Below are 17,601 nucleotides of genomic sequence, written 5' to 3'. Positions count from 1 at the left end.
CAGGGAAACCGGGCCCGACTCTGGCTAAGAACCGGCCAAGTCAGGTCGTGGTGAAGAGAGCAGATCCATATGAATGTACTAGATCAATAGTAGATTTTCGACTCTTCTGTTTTAAAGTCTCGGATATGCTCAAACGGATCCGTCGTTGTAATAAGCTTTTAAGTTGGAAGTAGTAATGTTTCTTGCGCTACATGTGACAATGCATGAGTTATTGATTTCAATTTTTACGGCAAGCATCTGGTTCTCATTCATGATCGATAGAATTGTATGTCTGGCGAAATTGAAGTTTTCTATTTTGAGTGATTCGATAAATTCTATGTAAAGATCAAATTCATATTAGTTGTAGTATTTTTCAAACATTTCGCAGGTGCTGTTTTTTCTTTTACCCTACTATGTAGTTTTAATTGTGACGAGTTTTCGTCTAATAGTGCGTAGCTAGTGAACGAATGCTCTGGGGAATAAAACTCTCCAATGATCGATGTTCATTCTTTTTTTTGAAGTTGAATTTGTCAGCATTTTCTTTATTACTCAAATACGTAATGGCGTGCCACACTTCATAAGTGGAGTGTTCTGTTTCGATGAGCATTGCCTGATACAGAGTCGTATTCTCTAACATTAAGGTGTGTAATTATGAGAAGCATGGGAGGCTGGATAGTCCTAATGTCCGTACAAATGTTTCTGAATGACAACACGTTCTTTATCAATATTTTTGTAGCGATACTCTTTAATCATCACCGTATTACCTTCCGCGTCTCAAACAAACTCCGTACCCCTACCATTTTCAGCTTCTTTCGTAAGCGGAACACGTTTCACCCTAATTAGAACAGCTGTGTTAGGGAATTTGGCGTCGCGCTTAGCCTCTCTAAACGCAGCTCTACGTGTCGCAATGTTTTTATCACTAGGGACAAATGGGGACAGATTTATTTCAGTAGGAAGTAAATCTGTCCCCATTTGCATTTATACTAACCATCAAGGATGGTGGTTTTGTACGTTGAAAATAACAGTAGCGATTTTGGTCCTTGGTTGTTTTCTATTCGGCGTTCATCATTTTCCTATAGCTGTCGAATGTATTAACGCATTCTTCGTCTTCGTTAATCAACCTTTCATAGAAGCTCTCATCGTCAGCCCACTCGCAAAATACGAGCTGGGTCTTGACTTTTTTGTTGTGCGTGCACTGTGAGTTAAGAACCCAGTGAGACGACATTTTTTTTTCGGTGACTTCAAAAAAGTCCAATGCGAATGGTTTAGGGTATTCGTCATAAGGCTCTGGGCATATATAAACCCATGGGCAGTTGTCCCAAAATTCAACGCCGTATACGGTATATTCTTTTCCGACTTCGATGTCTAGCTCACTGTCGCCGATCGAGATATAGCGCTTAAGCCTTATTGAAGTATCCTGCGTGAAGCTTTGGTCTATTTTGTTTGTTTTACATTTAACTTTCATTTTTTTTCAGAATCCCCGGGTGGTACGGATGGGTCGTTTCCCCACGGTTTTATATCGTCGGTGCTATGCTTTTTGAATTTAAAGTCCATTAATTTGCCAGTTTCCGGATCACGAACATAGTGCACCACCGAGTCGTTACCGTTTTTGGATTTTACTTTAAGCTCCCATTTGTCCATTCCTTTGAAGTTTGGATCATTTAAGCCCTCAATGATCCTGACCCCGTGTCCTTCTTTCGCCGCCTGCAATGTCATCTGATCCTGAATGCTTTTAGGTTCACGACTCCATTTGTCATGTTTTGGTGGTTCAGGAGGTGGGGGCGATCCTTCCTTTACAACTGCTTTACTTGCAGGGTTTTCGGTGCTTGAGCCGGAGGAGCCATCTTTGCCTCCGGGGCATCCGCTCAATCCCAAAGGATCCACCCACCCCGTAGGGTTAGGCGCGTACTGGTAGCTATTCAACCCACCCGCAAGCTTGATCGGATCCGGCGTCAAAAACCGTCCAGTCCCCGGATTGTAGTAGCGGTGGCGGTTGTAATGTAACCCTGTCTCGGCGTCGAAATACTGCCCTTGAAAACGCAGCGGATTATCGATTTCGCTGACGTCCAGCGCCGCGAGGTTGCCGTAGGCTTGGTACTTCGCTGACCACATGATCTCGCCGCTGTAGTCGGTGAGTTCCTGCGGTGTGCCGAGGTGGTCGAGTTGATAGTAGAACGGGGCAGCCTTTAGTGGGCCTTCGCCGTCGAGCATTGCCAACGGGCGGAAGCTGCCCGGCTCGTAGATGTAGCTGCGATAGCGATTTTCTGCGCTTTCGGCGATCAATCGCTCGCCTTGCCAGAGAAATTCAGTGGTGTGGCCGTCGACGGTTTTCTCGATGCGGCGGCCGAAGGCGTCGTATTTGTAGGATGCGGTGCTGCCACCCGGCAGGCTGACGCCGATCAGGCGGTGCTGGCAGTCGTAGCGGTACTCGGTGACGAGCTTTTGGCTGGTGCCGCGACGCTCGCGGATCAGGTTGCCGTAGGCGTCGTAATCGTAATGGCGGTCGCCTTGCATCAGTAGGCGGTTGCCTTTGACGTTGGCTATGTTGGCTGCGGGCAGGTCATTTTGTCCGAGGAGGTTGCCTGCCGGGTCGTGAGCGAAGCTCTCTGGCATGGCGCCGCGTACGCTGATCAGTCGGTCGAGTGGATCGTAGTGATAGCTGCGGTTGCCTTTGCGGCTGTCGTTAATACCGGCGAGGTTGCCGTTGGCATCGTAGTTGTAGCGACGCTGGAACAGGTGCTTGTCCCGTTGGCTGACGCTGTGGGCCTGTAGTCGGCCCTGTTCATCGTATTGGTATTGGCTAAGCAGCAAGCCTTGTTGGCGTTGTTGCTCGCGACCGGCGTTGAACTGGTGGCTGGTCAGGCGAGAGCCGTTGAGGTCGATGCTGCTCAGCCGTCCACCGGACAAATGACGGTAATCGAGCGTGCAGCCATCGGGCAGACGGCAGTGGCTGAGCTGACCGACTTTGTCGTAAGCGTAACGCGTGGTGCCCCAGCCCTGATGTTCGATGATCAAGCGATCTTGCACGTCGTATTCATAAGCGAGCGGCCAATGGCCGTCGTCGACGTTTACCAGGCGACCGAGTGCGTCGTAGCTGTAATGAATCTCTTCGCCATCGGGCAGCGTCTTGACCAGCAAACGGCCTGCGGCATCGCGCTGGTATTCGGTAACCAGTTCACTACCGTCGTCACCGAACTCGGTTTTCTTCAGCAGTTGGCCGTTGAGGTCGTACTCGTACGCGGTGCGGCGGCCGTCGAAGCCGGTTTCCTGCTGGATCAGGCCGTTCGGGTAATAATCGAGTTGATAGCGTTCGCCGCGCTCGTTTTCGATCTCGGTGAGGTTTAGTTGCGAGTTGTCGTAGCGGTAGCGCAGTTGGCTGCCGTCGGGGTTGATGCGGCGGCTGACCAGATGCAGGTTGTCAGCGTATTCGTAGCGGGTGATGCGGCCGAGCTCGTCACGTTCTGCGGTGACGCGGCCATAAGGATTGTAGGTAAACGCGCGGGTGGCGCCGCCAGGCAGGGTGACTTGGGTCAGGCGGTCGACGGCGTCCCATTGATATTGGGTGATCGCGCCGAATTCGTCCTGGCGAGTGATTTGCCGGCCGAGGGCATCGTAGCGGTATTTTCGTTGACCGCCGTCCGGCAGGCGCTCTTCCAACAACTGGCCGAGGTTGTTCCAGCCCAGTTGATGACGACTGCCGTCGGAGTGACGGATCTCCAGCAAGCGTCCCTGACGGTCATAGCTGTAGAAGGTCTCGTTGCCGTCAGGATCGGTTTGTTGGGTGATATCGCCCTGACGGTTGCGTTCGTATTTCCAGCGGGCCTTGCCGCACTGGACATCAATAAGTTGACCGTTGAAGTAGTTGTAACGCGTCGGAACACCTTCCGGTGGAATCACTGCAATCAAGCGTCCGGCATCGCTGTACTGATACTCGGTGATCGCTCCCATGGGATCTTTAACAGCAATCAGTCGACCCTGATCGTCATAAGCGTTCTGCGTTTCACCACCGTCGGGCGCGGTCTCACTGACCAAGCGTGCATTTTCGTCATGCACATAGACCAGCTCACTGCCGTCAGCGTTATGGACAATGACTGAGCCTTTATCGTCCCACTCGTAACGCGCTTCCATCTGCGCATAATTGGCCCAATGACGCACGCATCGGGACAGCTTGCCTTCACGCTCCCACTCCCAGAAGAAGCTAGCCCCTCCGGCCATTTGTCGCTCAAGGATGACGTGCTGATCGTTGTAGCGGTAATGCTCGGTTTCGCCGATCGCATTGGTGGAAGAAATCAGTTGATTGAGTGCGTTGTATCGGTAGGTGACGAGGGTATGAATCGTCAGCCATGGGTCTTGGCGTTCGCCGCGTTCATTGTATTCGTGGCGTTGTTGCTGTTGGTCGACAGCAACGATGTGTCTGTCTTCGTAGCGCAGCAAAAGGGCGCGCCCTGCGCCGTTATCTATGCGCTGGATACGATCAACGAAGTCATAACTGATGTGCAGACGATTTTCGTAAGCATCGCTGATCGCGGTCAGTCGACCGGCACGGAAATGGTAGAAGCGGGTTTTTGCCCCGGCTTGGGTCAAAATGAGTTCGCCGGGTTCATTACCTAGATAAATCGCTGCCTGAGCCAGGCTGTTAGTGATGGCCGGCCGCTGTTCCGTGGGCATCGGGAAACGGGTTTGCCGGTTCTCGTTGTCCGTCCACAGCACACCCTCATCGTCGATCTGCAAGCGATGAGACAGTGAATGACTCCAGCCATAGCCGAGGCGGCTATCAATTTCGACTGCACTGCTTCGGTATAGGCGTGTCCACTCAAAAGGCAGCAGGCCACCCAGTTCCCCATCGGTGAGCGTCAGTAACTCTTCACCGGTCACCATCGATACTGGTTCGCCGTCTGAGCATGTGTCGTCGACGCATTGTGCAGGTTTTTTTGCTGGGTTCTTCGGCTGTTCGGGGGCGTTGTCGATGGTCTCTACTTGCTCGATCCGTGAGGCTGGCTCATCTTTTTTACGGGTTTGAATCTGCGCATCGGATTCCACTTTTCCGACGGTGCCCGGTAGCTTGCTCTTCGGAGCTGTCGCGGTTTCAGCAGGTTTGGGAGCGGCAATCTGAACATCCGCTTTGGGTGTCGGATTGAAATTCGAATCACTTCCGCCAGTGATCGGTGGCCTGCTTTTAGGAGCTGTGGCCGTTTCGGCGGGTTTGGGGGGCGCAATCTGAACATCCGCTTTGCGTGCCGGATTGAATTTCGAATCACCATTGAGTAGCAACGGCTTCGATGCTTCGGTATGCGGCGTCGCTTTGGACTTGCTGACTTTCATCAACATGCCGGTGAAGTCTTCAATCAGCTTTATGACTTTGCCGCTGCTTTGTATCCCTTTGACGGCTTTTGTACCCACGCGTACGGCCAAGCCAAGACCACCAGTCAAAACAACGCCGATCAAAATGTTGAGCAGGAACTCTGTCGACATTTGCGCCAGCACTTCGGTACAAGTCTGCGGCGGCAGCATCTTCACCCAGGCCACGATGGCCGCGACGTATATCCACATCAGCGGCTCATCGCTCGCGATTAACAAAGCCGTGTGAATAGCGTCGGCAGAGGCGTCGTAGATCTTCTTGATCTGTTCTTCAGTGAAAAAGTTTTTCAGCTTCTCGTAGTTTTCGCGAGGATGGGCAATGAGGTCGTAGAGACTTTTGATATCGCCCCATAAGCCCATGATCGCTTTCATGAAACCTTCCCAAGCCGCTTCCAGCTCCTGCAAGGCGCGACCTCCAAGGGAGGCTTCGGTGTGCGCCTGCCATAGCGGGAGGAAGCTGGTGCTCCATTCGGTTTGTAGCCAGCCGCCCAACTCGCCGATCACGCCTTGGTAGGAATTGAACAAACTGTCGATCTGGGCACGCGTAGGATTCGGGAAGAAGGTGATTTTGTACTGCTGATTGGGAGTAAGGCCTGAGACTTCAAGAATCCCTGATGCATCAATGGTTTTATTGATGGTCGGTCCAACTTCGTTTTTGCCGATGAAGCGACCATTGACGACCGGTGTCAGTTGAACTGGCGTATTGCCGATCGGCACAAAGCGCGCGGACTCGAAACTATGGATCAGCACCAGCTTGCCGTTCGCAGGACAGTTGGCATAAAGGGTATTTTCCTTCTTGCTGTCCTTGTCAGCCGTGCCAACTTCGTCACCGACTTTGAACTGCTGCTCCGCATCCAGAATGCCGCCGTACCAGGCTTCGGCATGCTCGCGGTAATCCTTCAGGCACTTCTTGAAGTCGTTGATGATGGCCTGAGCATCGGGTTGTTTTGCTGTGAGACCGCCAACGATCCCGCCCATTAAAACGCTCATACCACCACCTCTTTTTCCAGACAGGCCTTCAACAGCCCGGTAAGGTTTTCTTCCGTGAGTGGCGTGCGTTTAACAAAGCGCGCCACTTTTTGTTTCAGGTTCGATTCGGGAAAGGAGAAATACAGATCGGCGTGTTCCTCCTGCAACCACTGCATCATGTTGCCGATCACGGTGGATGGATTTTCTGCCATCAACCCTTCCAACAACCCCTTCGGCACCTCCCACCACGGCCAGTCCCGCACCTTCGGCACAACTCGCGTGCCCACTTCCAGCGCCTGCCCATTGATCAGATACCGCTCAAACACCGGCAGCACCTCTCCAGCCTTTTCCCCAAGCCCCCGCAGAATCGGATAAATATGCCGGCCATCCCAAAACCGGAAAAACACCTCGGTGCCATCCGGCATTTTCACCTGCGTCAGGCTGCGCAGATGCTCGAACACTTCGTTCGGTTCTGAACGCGATACCGCCAGCCAGCCCCAGTCGAGGGCGTCGGTTTCGGCGATCCATGGCAGGAAGGCGGAGTTGGCTTTGAGTTCGGTGAGGTAGGGCATCACCGGTTGCCAGGTGGAGTAGGGCGTGCCGCCCCAGATCGGGATGAGCTGGGCGGTGGGTTCGGTGAGGTACAGGGTTTTCAGGGCGTCTGCGTCGCTGGCCGCGCTGATGATCAGGTACAACCGCTCGCCACTTTGCAGTGGCTGTTGCGCCAGCCAGTCTTTGGGGGTGATTCGTTCAGATGGCACAGGCACCTGCCTTGCATTTTTCGCATTCTTCACAGAACGGCGCGTTACGTTTGAGTGTATTGATTTGCGCCGGGGTCAGGACCTGGCCGGCCTTGTCGGCATCCGCTTGTTTCAACACGCCGGGCATCAACGGCGCGGCGCCCGTGCCAACGCCCGGGCTGCCGCCGGAGTTCATGTTGATCACCGGGCCGCTCATGGTCACGCCACCAGCATCAATCTTGATGAAGCTGCCGCCGCCGACCAGGGTCAGCTCCGCACCGGCTTCCATCACCACTTTCATGCCACTGCTAAGGTGGATTTCCTGGCCGGCGTCGATGAACTGACCGGTGCCGATCTTGATGTGCTGGTTCACGCCGACGGTAAGGTGGTCGTTGGCGCGGGTTTCGACTTTGCGGTCGGCGTAGACGGTGTGGTGTTCTTCGGCTTTGAGCTCGGTGTAGCTGTTCTTTTCGACGGTGTCGTGTCGTTCGTTGCCGACGCGGATTTTCTGGTCGTGCTCGATGTTTTCGTCCCAGTCGCGCTGGGCATGCAGGTAGATCTGTTCCTGGCCTTTTTTGTCTTCGATGCGCAGTTCGTTGTAGCCGCCACCGCCCATGGAACTCAGGGTCTTGAAGGTGCTGCGGGTCTTGTTTGCCGGCAGTGGATAGGGGACGGTGTTTTCCTTGTGGTACAGGCAGCCGCTGATCAGCGGTTGATCGGGGTCGCCTTCAAGGAACGTGACCAGCACTTCCATGCCAATGCGCGGGATGGCGATGCCGCCGTACTGGGCGCCTGCCCAGGCGGAGGAGACGCGCAGCCAGCAACTGGTCTTGTCGTCGGCCTGGCCTTCGCGGTCCCAGTGAAACTGGACTTTGACGCGGCCGTATTCGTCGCAGTGGATTTCTTCTCCTTTCGGGCCGGTAACTACGGCGCTCTGGCTGCCGAGGATGCGTGGTTTCGGATGGCGTAGCGGCGGGCGATTGGGCACGTCCCACGGCGTGGCCTGGAAGCGGTTGCGGTAGCCCTGGTGGAAATCGTCTTTCAGCGCCGTGGTGTCGCTGGTCACCGACTCTTCGAGGACTTGCGGCTGTTTGCCTTCATGCAGGACTTCAGTGAGCAGCCACAGGTCGTTCCATTTGGCTTTCGGGTGTTCGGTCAGCGCGAGGAAATGGCCGCTGACCAGCAGTGGCTGATCACTCTTGCCTTCGGCGAGCTGGAAGTCGCTGCGATGGCGTTCGAGGGCGCGTTTGGCCAAATGTTTCCCGCGCTCGCGGTCGATGAAGCGGCCCGGGTAATCGTAGTCTTCGAGGTCGGGCAGGGCGTCGCCACGGTTTTCGCTTTCCAGGGTCAGGCGCGGTTTTTCGAAATCGTAATCGCGGCGCGTGGTGCGGCTGGTGCGGGTTTCCAGGCGCAGGTCGAAACGCTTGATCACCGGGTTGCTGGCGACCATGCCGGAGTCTTGCTGATAGGGCACCGGCTTGAGCTTCGGGAACACCGTCTGGTCGTCGCCGAACACCAACTTGTGCGCGTTGGCGCTGTGCTGGAAGTGGAAGTGAATGCCTTCTTCCTCGCACAGGCGCTGGATGAAGTGCAGATCCGACTCGTCGTATTGCACGCAGTAGATGCGTTCAGGATAGATCGAACCGGTCTTGAATTCGTAGGCGTTGCTCTGGATGCCGTGCTCTTCCAGCACCATGCCGATGATTTTCGGCACGCTGAGGTTCTGGAAGATGCGCTGGTTGATGCGGTGCGCGAGATACGCCAGTTGCGGGCGCAGCGTCACCGAATAACGGGTCAGGCGTTTGCCCGAGTCACCTTGCGCGGCGCGGTAGATCTGGCCATGGATGCCGCTGCCGTCGGGCGACAGCTGCAGGAAGGCCGGTTTGTGCAGCAGGGTTTCGAGGTCCAGCGACGGCTGCTCACTGACCAGCTCCACCTCAAAGACAAAAGGCTGGCTGATGGCTTCCCGGCCGGTGAGGGTAAACACCTGAAAGTCGGCGGAAAGCCCTTCGATGGTCAGGGCAAAGTGGGTTTCATTGGCCGGCGCGAACATCCCTTGTTCCTCGTGCTGTACAGCGGCGCTCGTCGACGGCCGCAAAAAAGCGGCTCAACGTACGCGAAATTCTGGAGGGGCGTAAACAACATCGACCAGCAGAGCTGGCCGATGCGTGTAACGGTCAGCCGTAATTAAACGACTGGAGCACGCCAGTCATCGGAACCCGAAGTACCGGATACTTCGTGGGTCCAGGTGATTTTACGGTAGGTGAACTGCACTTCTTCCAGGTGGGTGAAGTGCGCGTTGCCTGGATCCTGGCAGTTGTGCATTTTGTTGTTGATGGCGACGATGATCGCGTCTTCCAGTTTGGTGGTGTAGTAGTGCTCTTGGGTGCCTTGAGCCGAAGTGCGGTACCACTGGATAACGATTTCGCTCATGCGCTCGCCGGAAGTCAGAGCTGCTTGCAGCAGTGGCGAAGCCTTGTCGTAGACCTTGGTGATCACAACTGGCTTGTGTACGCGCTGACCGGTTGGCTGACCGGATTGCGGGTCACGCGGGATGATCACGTCGTGGGTGAAAGCCTGAACCATGACCTGGTCTTCGTGGCCTTCCTGGTAGGTGTTGCCAACGGAGTCGGCGGTGAAAGCGCCGGCAGTGATCAGGCCTTGTTTTTCGCCGGTAACCGACATGTACGCTGGTGTTGCCATGGGGTGCTCTCCTTGCGGATAAAGTTAGGGTGCCCGGAGGCGAAATCGCCCGGTGGGTGGCTGAGAGTTATCAAGGAGCGTGCCAGGTTTTGCGCGGTGCCCGGATGGCGGGGGCGCCACGGTAGTCGGTGATCATTCGGGGCGATTTTCAGCGGGAAAGTCGGGAGAAAGTGCGCAAGAAGTTGCGCAGTACTGCGCAACTTCTTGCGCACTTGGCTGCAGGCCTTGCGCCGCTTGAGCTGCAGAGGATTTAGGCCCTGAAATATTACGACCAACTGCGCAACTTCTTGCGCAGTTGGGTATTTGCCGGGACTGCGGTGTGGCCTTCGCGAGCAGGCTTGCTCCCACAAGGACAGTGCTGCCAGCGAAAGCGTCTTATAAATGAAACACCGCCCTCGGCTATACTCCCCGCATTTCGATCAGGCACGAGGATTCACTGTGAAGAACTGGACGTTGCGCCAACGCATTTTGGCGAGCTTTGCGGTGATTATCGCCATCATGCTGTTGATGGTGGTGCTGTCCTACTCGCGGTTGTTGAAAATCGAGGCCAGTGAAAACAGCGTGCGCGACGATGCCATTCCCGGCGTCTATTACAGCTCGATGATTCGCGGCGCTTGGGTCGACAGTTATTTGCAGACCCAGGAGCTGCTCGGCCTCAAGGAAGGCCAGGGCGTTTCCAGCGAAGACGCAGCGGACTACAAGGCATTCGAGGCGCGTCTGCAAGAGCAGATGGCCAACTATCGCAAGACCATGGCCACGGATGAAGACCGTTCCGAATTCGCCCTGTTCGAGAAGTACCACGATACCTACATGCAGATTCAGGATGCCGTGCTGGACCTGCACAAGCGCAATCTGGAAGCCGATGCCATCAAGCTGTTCAACGAGAAACTGACCCCGGCGTGGTACACCGGGCGTATGAAACTCAACGACATCATTGGCGAAAACAAAGTCGTCGCTGATAACGCCATGGCCAACATCGACGATGCGGTCGCAACGGCCAAAGTCAGCATGGTCATTTCCCTGCTGGTCGCGGTACTGGTTGCCGGCCTCTGCGGTCTGCTGTTGATGCGCGCGATCATGGCGCCGATGAACCGCATCGTGACCATCCTCGACATCATGCGCACCGGTGATCTGAGCTCGCGCCTGAACCTCGATCGCAAGGACGAATTCGGCGCGGTCGAAACCGGCTTCAACGACATGATGACCGAGCTGACGTCGCTGGTGTCCCAGGCCCAGCGCTCCTCGGTGCAGGTGACCACCTCGGTGACCGAGATCGCCGCCACTTCCAAGCAGCAACAGGCCACCGCCACCGAAACCGCAGCGACCACCACCGAAATCGGCGCAACCTCCCGTGAGATCGCCGCGACTTCGCGGGATCTGGTGCGCACCATGACCGAAGTGTCGACCGCTGCCGATCAGGCCTCGGTGCTCGCCGGCTCCGGCCAGCAAGGCCTGGCGCGCATGGAAGACACCATGCACTCGGTCATGGGCGCGGCGGATCTGGTCAACGCCAAACTGGCGATCCTCAACGAGAAGGCCGGCAACATCAATCAGGTGGTGGTGACCATCGTCAAAGTGGCTGACCAGACCAACCTGCTGTCGCTCAACGCAGCGATCGAAGCCGAGAAGGCCGGCGAGTACGGTCGCGGTTTTGCCGTGGTCGCCACCGAAGTCCGGCGTTTGGCCGATCAGACCGCCGTGGCCACCTACGACATCGAACAGATGGTTCGCGAGATCCAGTCGGCGGTGTCGGCCGGGGTGATGGGCATGGACAAGTTTTCCGAAGAAGTGCGCCGCGGCATGTCGGAAGTGCAGCAGGTCGGCGAGCAGCTGTCGCAGATCATCCATCAGGTGCAGGCGCTGGCACCGCGCGTGCTGATGGTCAACGAAGGCATGCAGGCCCAGGCCACTGGCGCCGAGCAGATCAACCATGCGCTGGTGCAGTTGGGCGATGCCAGCAGCCAGACCGTCGAGTCGCTGCGTCAGGCCAGTTTCGCTATCGACGAACTGAGCCAGGTGGCCGTCGGCCTGCGCAGCGGCGTTTCGCGATTCAAAGTCTGATGAGCGAAATCATCGCCAAGCGTGGCGCCGCGCCAGTGGCGAAGCAGGCGCTGTTTCTGCTGTTTCGCATCGGCAGCGAACGCTATGCCCTGCGCGCCACGGAAGTGGCCGAAGTGCTGCCGCGCCTGCCATTGAAACCGATTGCCCGGGCACCGCACTGGGTGGCCGGGGTGTTCGCCTATCGCGGGGCGGTGGTGCCGGTGATCGATCTCAGCGCGCTGACTTTCGGCCGACCCGCCGAGGCGCGCACCAGCACGCGGCTGGTGCTGGTCAATTATCAGCCGGATCAATCGCAAGCAGCGCAATGGCTCGGGCTGATTCTCGAGCAGGCCACCGACACGCTGCGCTGTCATCCGCAAGATTTCCAGCCCTACGGCCTCGACAACCGCGAGGCGCCGTACCTCGGCCCGGTGCGCGAAGATGCGCAGGGATTGCTGCAATGGGTGCGGGTCGATGACTTGCTCGATGATGCCGTGCGCGGTTTGCTGTTCCCCGATCCGCCGCGTGATCCGGCGCAGCTTGAGGCGCAGCCATGAGCAGTGAGCAGCGCTTTTTCGATTTCCTCAAGGAACGCATCGGCCTTGATGTTGCGTCGGTGGGCGCGGCGATCATCGAGCGTGCCGTACGCCAGCGCACGACCCTGTCCCAGGCCGCCCACGCCGACGAATATTGGCAGCTGTTGCAAGGCTCGCGGGACGAGCAGCAGGCGCTGATCGAAGCGGTGATCGTTCCGGAAACGTGGTTTTTCCGTTATCCGGAATCTTTCGCGACGCTGGGCAAACTGGCGCGAGGTCGGCTTAAAGAACTCAATAATATGCGCGCGCTGCGAATTCTGAGCCTGCCGTGCTCGACCGGCGAAGAACCCTACTCGATTGCCATGGCCTTGCTTGATGCCGGATTGCAGCCGCATCAATTCAAGGTCGACGGCATGGACATCAGCCCGTTGTCGGTGGACAAGGCGCGCCGCGCTGTTTACGGCAAGAACTCGTTTCGCGGGCAGGATCTGCAGTTTCGCGATCGGCATTTCATGCCTGAGCAGGACGGCCACCGGGTCAACGAATACGTTCGCGAACAAGTGCGCTGGCAGGTCGGCAATGTGCTCGATCCGACGCTTTTGGCGACCGAGCCGGCCTTCGATTTCGTGTTCTGCCGCAACCTGCTGATCTACTTCGACCAGCCGACGCAAAAGCAGGTGTTCGAAGTGCTCAAGCGCCTGACCCACGTCGACGGCGTGCTGTTTATCGGCCCGGCGGAGGGCAGTCTGCTCGGGCGCTTGGGCATGCGCTCGATCGGCATCCCGCAGTCGTTCGCTTTCAGCCGCCATAGCGAGCCGCACCCCGAACCGCTGCCGACGCCCAAACCGGTCGCCGTGCCGGTCAGCCAACCACTGCGCAGCGCGCCGCCGCCAGCGCCAGTGCGCAATCGGCCGTTCGCTGCCGTGACGGCTTTGCCGGTGACGAAAAAAACTGCCGACCCGGACGCCGCAACACTGCTGGCGCAGATTGCTGCACTGGCCAACGAAGGCAAAAGCGCCGAGGCCCGCGCCGCGTGCGAACACTATCTGTGCAGCCATGAACCCGTGGCGCAGGTGTTCTATTGGCTGGGCCTGCTCAGCGATGTCGCCGGGTTGAGCCTCGAAGCCCAGGGGTATTACCGCAAAGCGTTGTACCTCGAACCGCAACACCCCGAAGCGCTGATGCACCTGGCCGTATTGCTGCAGGCTCAGGGCGATACGGCGGGTGCCCGACGATTGCAGGAGCGCGCCGCCCGCAGCGGGCGCACCGCCGACAGTGAGCGTAAACGATGAGCGCGTCCGACACCTTGAACGTTACCCACGAAGACGCCCGCGCCATCGACGATTGCTGGAACCGCATCGGCATTCATGGCGACAAGTCCTGCCCGTTGCTGGAAGAGCACATCCATTGCCGCAACTGCTCGGTATATTCCGCCGCCGCCACACGCCTGCTCGACCGCTATTCGTTGCAGCAGGACCAGCGCGAAGCAGTGGTCAGCAAGGTCGAAACCGACGTCAAGACCCGCTCGCTGCTGATGTTCCGCCTCGGCGAGGAATGGCTCGGACTTGCGACGCGCAGCCTCGTCGAAGTCGCGCCGTTGCAGGCGATTCACTCGCTGCCGCACCAGCGCTCACGGGCCTTGCTCGGCGTGGCCAATGTCCGTGGCGCCTTGGTAGCTTGCTTGTCGCTGGTGGAGTTGCTCGACCTCGACGGCAGTGCCGCGCCGGCCAGCGGCGGACGCGTCATGCCGCGCATGCTGATCATCGCCGCGCACGGCGGGCCGGTGGTGGTGCCGGTAGACGAGGTCGACGGCATCCATGCCATCGACGAGCGCATCCTCGACGCCGCGTCGCAGTCCGGTGCGCAGAACAGTGCCAAGTACACCCGTGGCGTTCTGCAATATCGCGGTCGCAGCCTGCGCTGGCTGGATGAAGAACAGCTGTTGTCCGCCGTGACCCGGAGCCTGACATGACCCCCGAGCAAATGCGCGACGCCTCTCTGCTCGAGCTGTTCAGTCTCGAAGCCGAAGCCCAGACCCAAGTGCTCAGCGCCGGGCTGTTGGCGCTGGAGCGCAATCCGACCCAGGCCGATCAGCTGGAGTCGTGCATGCGTGCGGCGCACTCGCTCAAAGGTGCGGCGCGCATTGTTGGCATCGACAGCGGCGTCAGCGTCGCCCACGTCATGGAGGATTGCCTGGTCAGCGCGCAGGAAGGGCGTTTGTTGCTGCGTCCCGAACACATCGACGCGTTGTTGCAGGGCACCGACCTGCTGATGCGCATCGCCACGCCGGCCAATGCGCCGCAACCCACGGACATTGAAGCCTACGTGACGCTGATGGGGCGTCTGCTCGATCCTTCGGCGCCAGCCGCTGTGGTTGCCACGCCACCAATGGCCGAGTTGCAGATCGAGCCAGTGCCGATAGTGTCGGCGCCGATTGTCGACGAGCCCGCCGAACCGACCCCGCGTAAAAACAAACGCACCACCGAAGGCGGCGAGCGCGTTTTGCGCGTCACTGCCGAACGCCTGAACAGCCTGCTCGATCTGTCGAGCAAATCGCTGGTGGAAACCCAGCGTCTCAAGCCGCATCTGGCGACCATGCAGCGCCTCAAGCGCATGCAGAACAACGGCCTGCGCGCGCTGGAAAATCTCAATGTGCACCTGAAGGAGCATGCACTGAGCCTGGAAGCGCTCGAGTCGCTGGAAGATGCGCGACGTTTGCTCGCCGAGTCGCAGCAATTGCTCAGCGAGAAAAACGCCGAACTCGACGAATTCGCCTGGCAGGCCAGCCAGCGTGCACAAGTGCTCTACGACACCGCGCTGGCCTGTCGCATGCGCCCGTTTGCCGACGTGCTCAGCGGGCAGGCGCGCATGGTTCGCGATCTCGGACGCAGTCTTGGCAAACAAGTGCGCCTGGAGATCGAAGGCGAGAAAACTCAGGTCGATCGCGACGTGCTGGAAAAGCTCGAAGCGCCGCTGACTCATTTGCTGCGCAACGCCGTCGATCACGGCATCGAATCCCCGGAGCAGCGCCTGCTCAAGGGCAAGCCCGAAGAAGGCCTGATTCGTCTGCGCGCCTCCCACCAAGCCGGTTTGCTGGTGCTGGAACTCAGCGATGACGGCGGTGGCGTCGATCTGGAGAAAGTCCACCGCAGCATCGTCGAACGGCAGTTATCCCCAGCCGAAACCGCAGCGCAACTGAGCGAAGAAGAACTGCTGACCTTCCTGTTTCTGCCGGGGTTCAGCCTGCGCGACAAGGTTACCGAAGTGTCCGGGCGCGGGGTCGGCCTCGACGCTGTTCAGCATATGGTCCGCCAATTGCGTGGGGCCGTGGTGCTGGAGCAGACGGCGGGCGAGGGCAGCCGTTTCCATCTGGAGGTGCCGTTGACGCTTTCGGTGGTACGCAGCCTCGTGGTGGAAGTCGGCGAAGAGGCTTACGCATTCCCCTTGGCGCACATCGAACGCATGTGCGATCTGGCCCCCGAAGACATCGTGCAGGTCGAAGGACGCCAGCATTTCTGGCACGAAGGCCAGCATGTCGGGCTGGTTGCGGCCAGCCAGTTGCTCAATCGCCCGGCCAGTCAGAACGATGGCGCTACCCTGAAAGTCGTGGTGATCCGCGAGCGCGAGGCGATTTATGGGGTGGCTGTCGAGCGCTTCGTGGGTGAGCGCACGCTGGTGGTGTTGCCGCTGGACGAGCGTCTGGGCAAGGTTCAGGATATTTCCGCCGGGGCCTTGCTCGATGATGGTTCGGTGGTGCTGATCGTCGATGTCGAAGACATGCTGCGTTCGGTAGACAAACTGCTCAACACCGGGCGTCTGGAGCGCATTGCCCGCCACGGCAATCAAACTGCCGAAGCGGCGCGCAAACGGGTGCTGGTGGTCGACGATTCGCTGACCGTGCGCGAGCTGCAACGCAAACTGCTGCTCAATCGCGGCTATGACGTCGCGGTGGCTGTGGACGGCATGGATGGCTGGAATGCGCTGCGTTCGGAGAACTTCGATCTGCTGATCACCGACATCGACATGCCGCGCATGGACGGCATCGAGCTGGTCACGCTGCTGCGCCGCGACAACCGTTTGCAATCGTTGCCGGTGATGGTCGTGTCGTACAAGGATCGCGAAGAAGACCGCCGCCGTGGACTGGACGCCGGCGCCGACTATTATCTGGCCAAAGCCAGTTTTCATGACGACGCCCTGCTCGATGCAGTGGTCGAGCTCATCGGGGGAGCGCGGGCATGAGGATCGCAATCGTCAACGACATGCCCCTGGCGGTGGAGGCCCTGCGCCGAGCGCTGGCCTTCGAGCCGGCGCATCAGGTGATCTGGGTCGCCAGCAACGGCGCCGAGGCGGTGCAACGCTGCGCCGAGTGCACGCCAGACCTGATTCTGATGGACCTGATCATGCCGATCATGGACGGTGTCGAAGCCACGCGGCGGATCATGGCCGAGACCCCATGCGCGATCGTCATCGTCACCGTCGACCGCCAGCAGAACGTGCACCGCGTGTTCGAGGCCATGGGCCACGGCGCGCTGGACGTGGTCGACACGCCGGCGATCGGCGCCGGCAATGCCCAGGAAGCGGCGGCGCCGTTGTTGCGCAAGATCCTCAACATCGGCTGGCTGATCGGCGACAAGGCGCCGCGCTCGCGCCCGGCGCCGAGTTCACCGCGCAGTTCGCCGTCACGTCAGCGGCTGGTGGCGATCGGTTCGTCTGCGGGTGGGCCGGCGGCGCTGGAAGTGTTGCTCAAAGGCCTGCCGAAGGATTTTTCCGCCGCGATCGTGCTGGTGCAGCATGTCGATCAGGTGTTCGCCGCCGGCATGGCCGAATGGCTGGCCAGCGCCAGCGGCCTCGATGTGCGTCTGGCCCGTGAAGGCGAGCCGCCGCAAAGTGGCGCGGTGCTGCTGGCCGGGACCAATCACCATATTCGCCTGTTGAAAAACGGCACGCTGGCCTACACCGCCGAACCGGTCAACGAGATCTATCGCCCCTCGATCGACGTGTTTTTCGAGAGCGTTGCCAGTTACTGGAACGGTGACGCGGTCGGGGTTTTATTGACCGGGATGGGGCGCGATGGCGCGCAAGGGCTTAAGCTCATGCGCCAGCAGGGCTATTTGACCATCGCCCAGGATCAGCACAGCAGTGCGGTGTACGGCATGCCCAAGGCTGCCGCGGCAATCGATGCCGCGGTGGAAATCCGCCCGCTGGAAAAGATAGCGCCACGATTGCTGGAGATTTTCCCCAAATGAACAGGTTGATCGGCAATCCAGGCCCCCGCA

The 17,601-nt window shown here is 58.5% G+C and carries 11 protein-coding genes; 6 read left to right on the top strand and 5 right to left on the bottom strand.

Annotated features, from left to right (window positions below; all coding sequences use genetic code 11):
• Positions 1-1,030: 1,030 nt before the first annotated feature.
• The 5 genes from AB4N48_RS19295 to AB4N48_RS19275 all read right to left on the bottom strand — a co-directional run bounded on the left by AB4N48_RS19295 (position 1,031) and on the right by AB4N48_RS19275 (position 9,749).
• A complete protein-coding gene (locus tag AB4N48_RS19295; RefSeq protein ID WP_041478177.1) occupies positions 1,031-1,444 on the bottom strand; it encodes a hypothetical protein in 414 nt (137 codons plus the stop codon).
• Positions 1,441-6,327 carry an RHS repeat-associated core domain-containing protein gene (locus AB4N48_RS19290; protein ID WP_460094182.1) on the bottom strand — a complete coding sequence of 1,629 codons (4,887 nt, stop codon included), beginning with the start codon at positions 6,325-6,327 and terminating at the stop codon, positions 1,441-1,443. Before AB4N48_RS19290 ends, AB4N48_RS19295 begins: the two co-directional genes overlap by 4 nt.
• Positions 6,324-7,067, bottom strand: coding sequence for a DUF4123 domain-containing protein (locus AB4N48_RS19285; protein WP_460095569.1), 744 nt, complete (start codon positions 7,065-7,067; stop codon positions 6,324-6,326). The genes AB4N48_RS19290 and AB4N48_RS19285 overlap by 4 nt, the downstream gene beginning before the upstream one ends.
• Entirely contained in the window at positions 7,057-9,099 is a 2,043-nt protein-coding gene (locus AB4N48_RS19280; RefSeq protein ID WP_460094181.1) for a type VI secretion system Vgr family protein, read from the bottom strand. Before AB4N48_RS19280 ends, AB4N48_RS19285 begins: the two co-directional genes overlap by 11 nt.
• A 134-nt stretch (positions 9,100-9,233) precedes the next feature.
• Positions 9,234-9,749: an Hcp family type VI secretion system effector gene (locus AB4N48_RS19275; RefSeq protein WP_007949952.1), complete on the bottom strand. Its 516-nt coding sequence runs from the start codon at positions 9,747-9,749 to the stop codon at positions 9,234-9,236.
• Positions 9,750-10,187: 438 nt separating this feature from the next.
• On the opposite strand from AB4N48_RS19275, the gene AB4N48_RS19270 reads away from it, so the two are divergent.
• Genes AB4N48_RS19270 through cheB form a run of 6 tightly spaced genes read left to right on the top strand, consistent with a single transcriptional unit; the run spans position 10,188 to position 17,571 of the window.
• The gene (locus AB4N48_RS19270; RefSeq protein WP_252887380.1) at positions 10,188-11,810 is read left to right on the top strand and encodes a methyl-accepting chemotaxis protein; all 1,623 of its coding nucleotides are present in this window, start codon (positions 10,188-10,190) and stop codon (positions 11,808-11,810) included.
• Entirely contained in the window at positions 11,810-12,346 is a 537-nt protein-coding gene (locus tag AB4N48_RS19265; protein ID WP_252885427.1) for a chemotaxis protein CheW, read from the top strand. Before AB4N48_RS19270 ends, AB4N48_RS19265 begins: the two co-directional genes overlap by 1 nt.
• Entirely contained in the window at positions 12,343-13,617 is a 1,275-nt protein-coding gene (locus AB4N48_RS19260; RefSeq protein ID WP_460142769.1) for a CheR family methyltransferase, read from the top strand. The genes AB4N48_RS19265 and AB4N48_RS19260 overlap by 4 nt, the downstream gene beginning before the upstream one ends.
• A complete protein-coding gene (locus AB4N48_RS19255; RefSeq protein WP_457264246.1) occupies positions 13,614-14,297 on the top strand; it encodes a chemotaxis protein CheW in 684 nt (227 codons plus the stop codon). Before AB4N48_RS19260 ends, AB4N48_RS19255 begins: the two co-directional genes overlap by 4 nt.
• A complete protein-coding gene (locus AB4N48_RS19250) occupies positions 14,294-16,564 on the top strand; it encodes a hybrid sensor histidine kinase/response regulator (RefSeq protein ID WP_457264244.1) in 2,271 nt (756 codons plus the stop codon). The genes AB4N48_RS19255 and AB4N48_RS19250 overlap by 4 nt, the downstream gene beginning before the upstream one ends.
• Positions 16,561-17,571, top strand: a complete 1,011-nt coding sequence (cheB, locus tag AB4N48_RS19245) for a chemotaxis response regulator protein-glutamate methylesterase (RefSeq protein WP_095180462.1) — start codon at positions 16,561-16,563, stop codon at positions 17,569-17,571. The genes AB4N48_RS19250 and cheB overlap by 4 nt, the downstream gene beginning before the upstream one ends.
• Positions 17,572-17,601 lie beyond the last annotated feature (30 nt).

This window comes from Pseudomonas sp. S2_C11 (assembly GCF_054668395.1).
The sequence above is the reverse complement of the archived record's forward strand: the minus strand, read 5'-3'. Positions and strand labels throughout refer to the sequence as shown.

Excerpts from the sequence above, each read along its gene's own strand:
- AB4N48_RS19295 (WP_041478177.1), bottom strand. The coding sequence starts at position 1,444 with ATGAAAGTTAAATGTAAAACAAACAAAATAGACCAAAGCTTCACGCAG.
- AB4N48_RS19290 (WP_460094182.1), bottom strand. The coding sequence starts at position 6,327 with ATGAGCGTTTTAATGGGCGGGATCGTTGGCGGTCTCACAGCAAAACAA.
- AB4N48_RS19280 (WP_460094181.1), bottom strand. The coding sequence starts at position 9,099 with ATGTTCGCGCCGGCCAATGAAACCCACTTTGCCCTGACCATCGAAGGG.
- AB4N48_RS19275 (WP_007949952.1), bottom strand. The coding sequence starts at position 9,749 with ATGGCAACACCAGCGTACATGTCGGTTACCGGCGAAAAACAAGGCCTG.
- AB4N48_RS19265 (WP_252885427.1), top strand. The coding sequence starts at position 11,810 with ATGAGCGAAATCATCGCCAAGCGTGGCGCCGCGCCAGTGGCGAAGCAG.
- AB4N48_RS19260 (WP_460142769.1), top strand. The coding sequence starts at position 12,343 with ATGAGCAGTGAGCAGCGCTTTTTCGATTTCCTCAAGGAACGCATCGGC.
- AB4N48_RS19255 (WP_457264246.1), top strand. The coding sequence starts at position 13,614 with ATGAGCGCGTCCGACACCTTGAACGTTACCCACGAAGACGCCCGCGCC.
- AB4N48_RS19250 (WP_457264244.1), top strand. The coding sequence starts at position 14,294 with ATGACCCCCGAGCAAATGCGCGACGCCTCTCTGCTCGAGCTGTTCAGT.
- cheB (WP_095180462.1), top strand. The coding sequence starts at position 16,561 with ATGAGGATCGCAATCGTCAACGACATGCCCCTGGCGGTGGAGGCCCTG.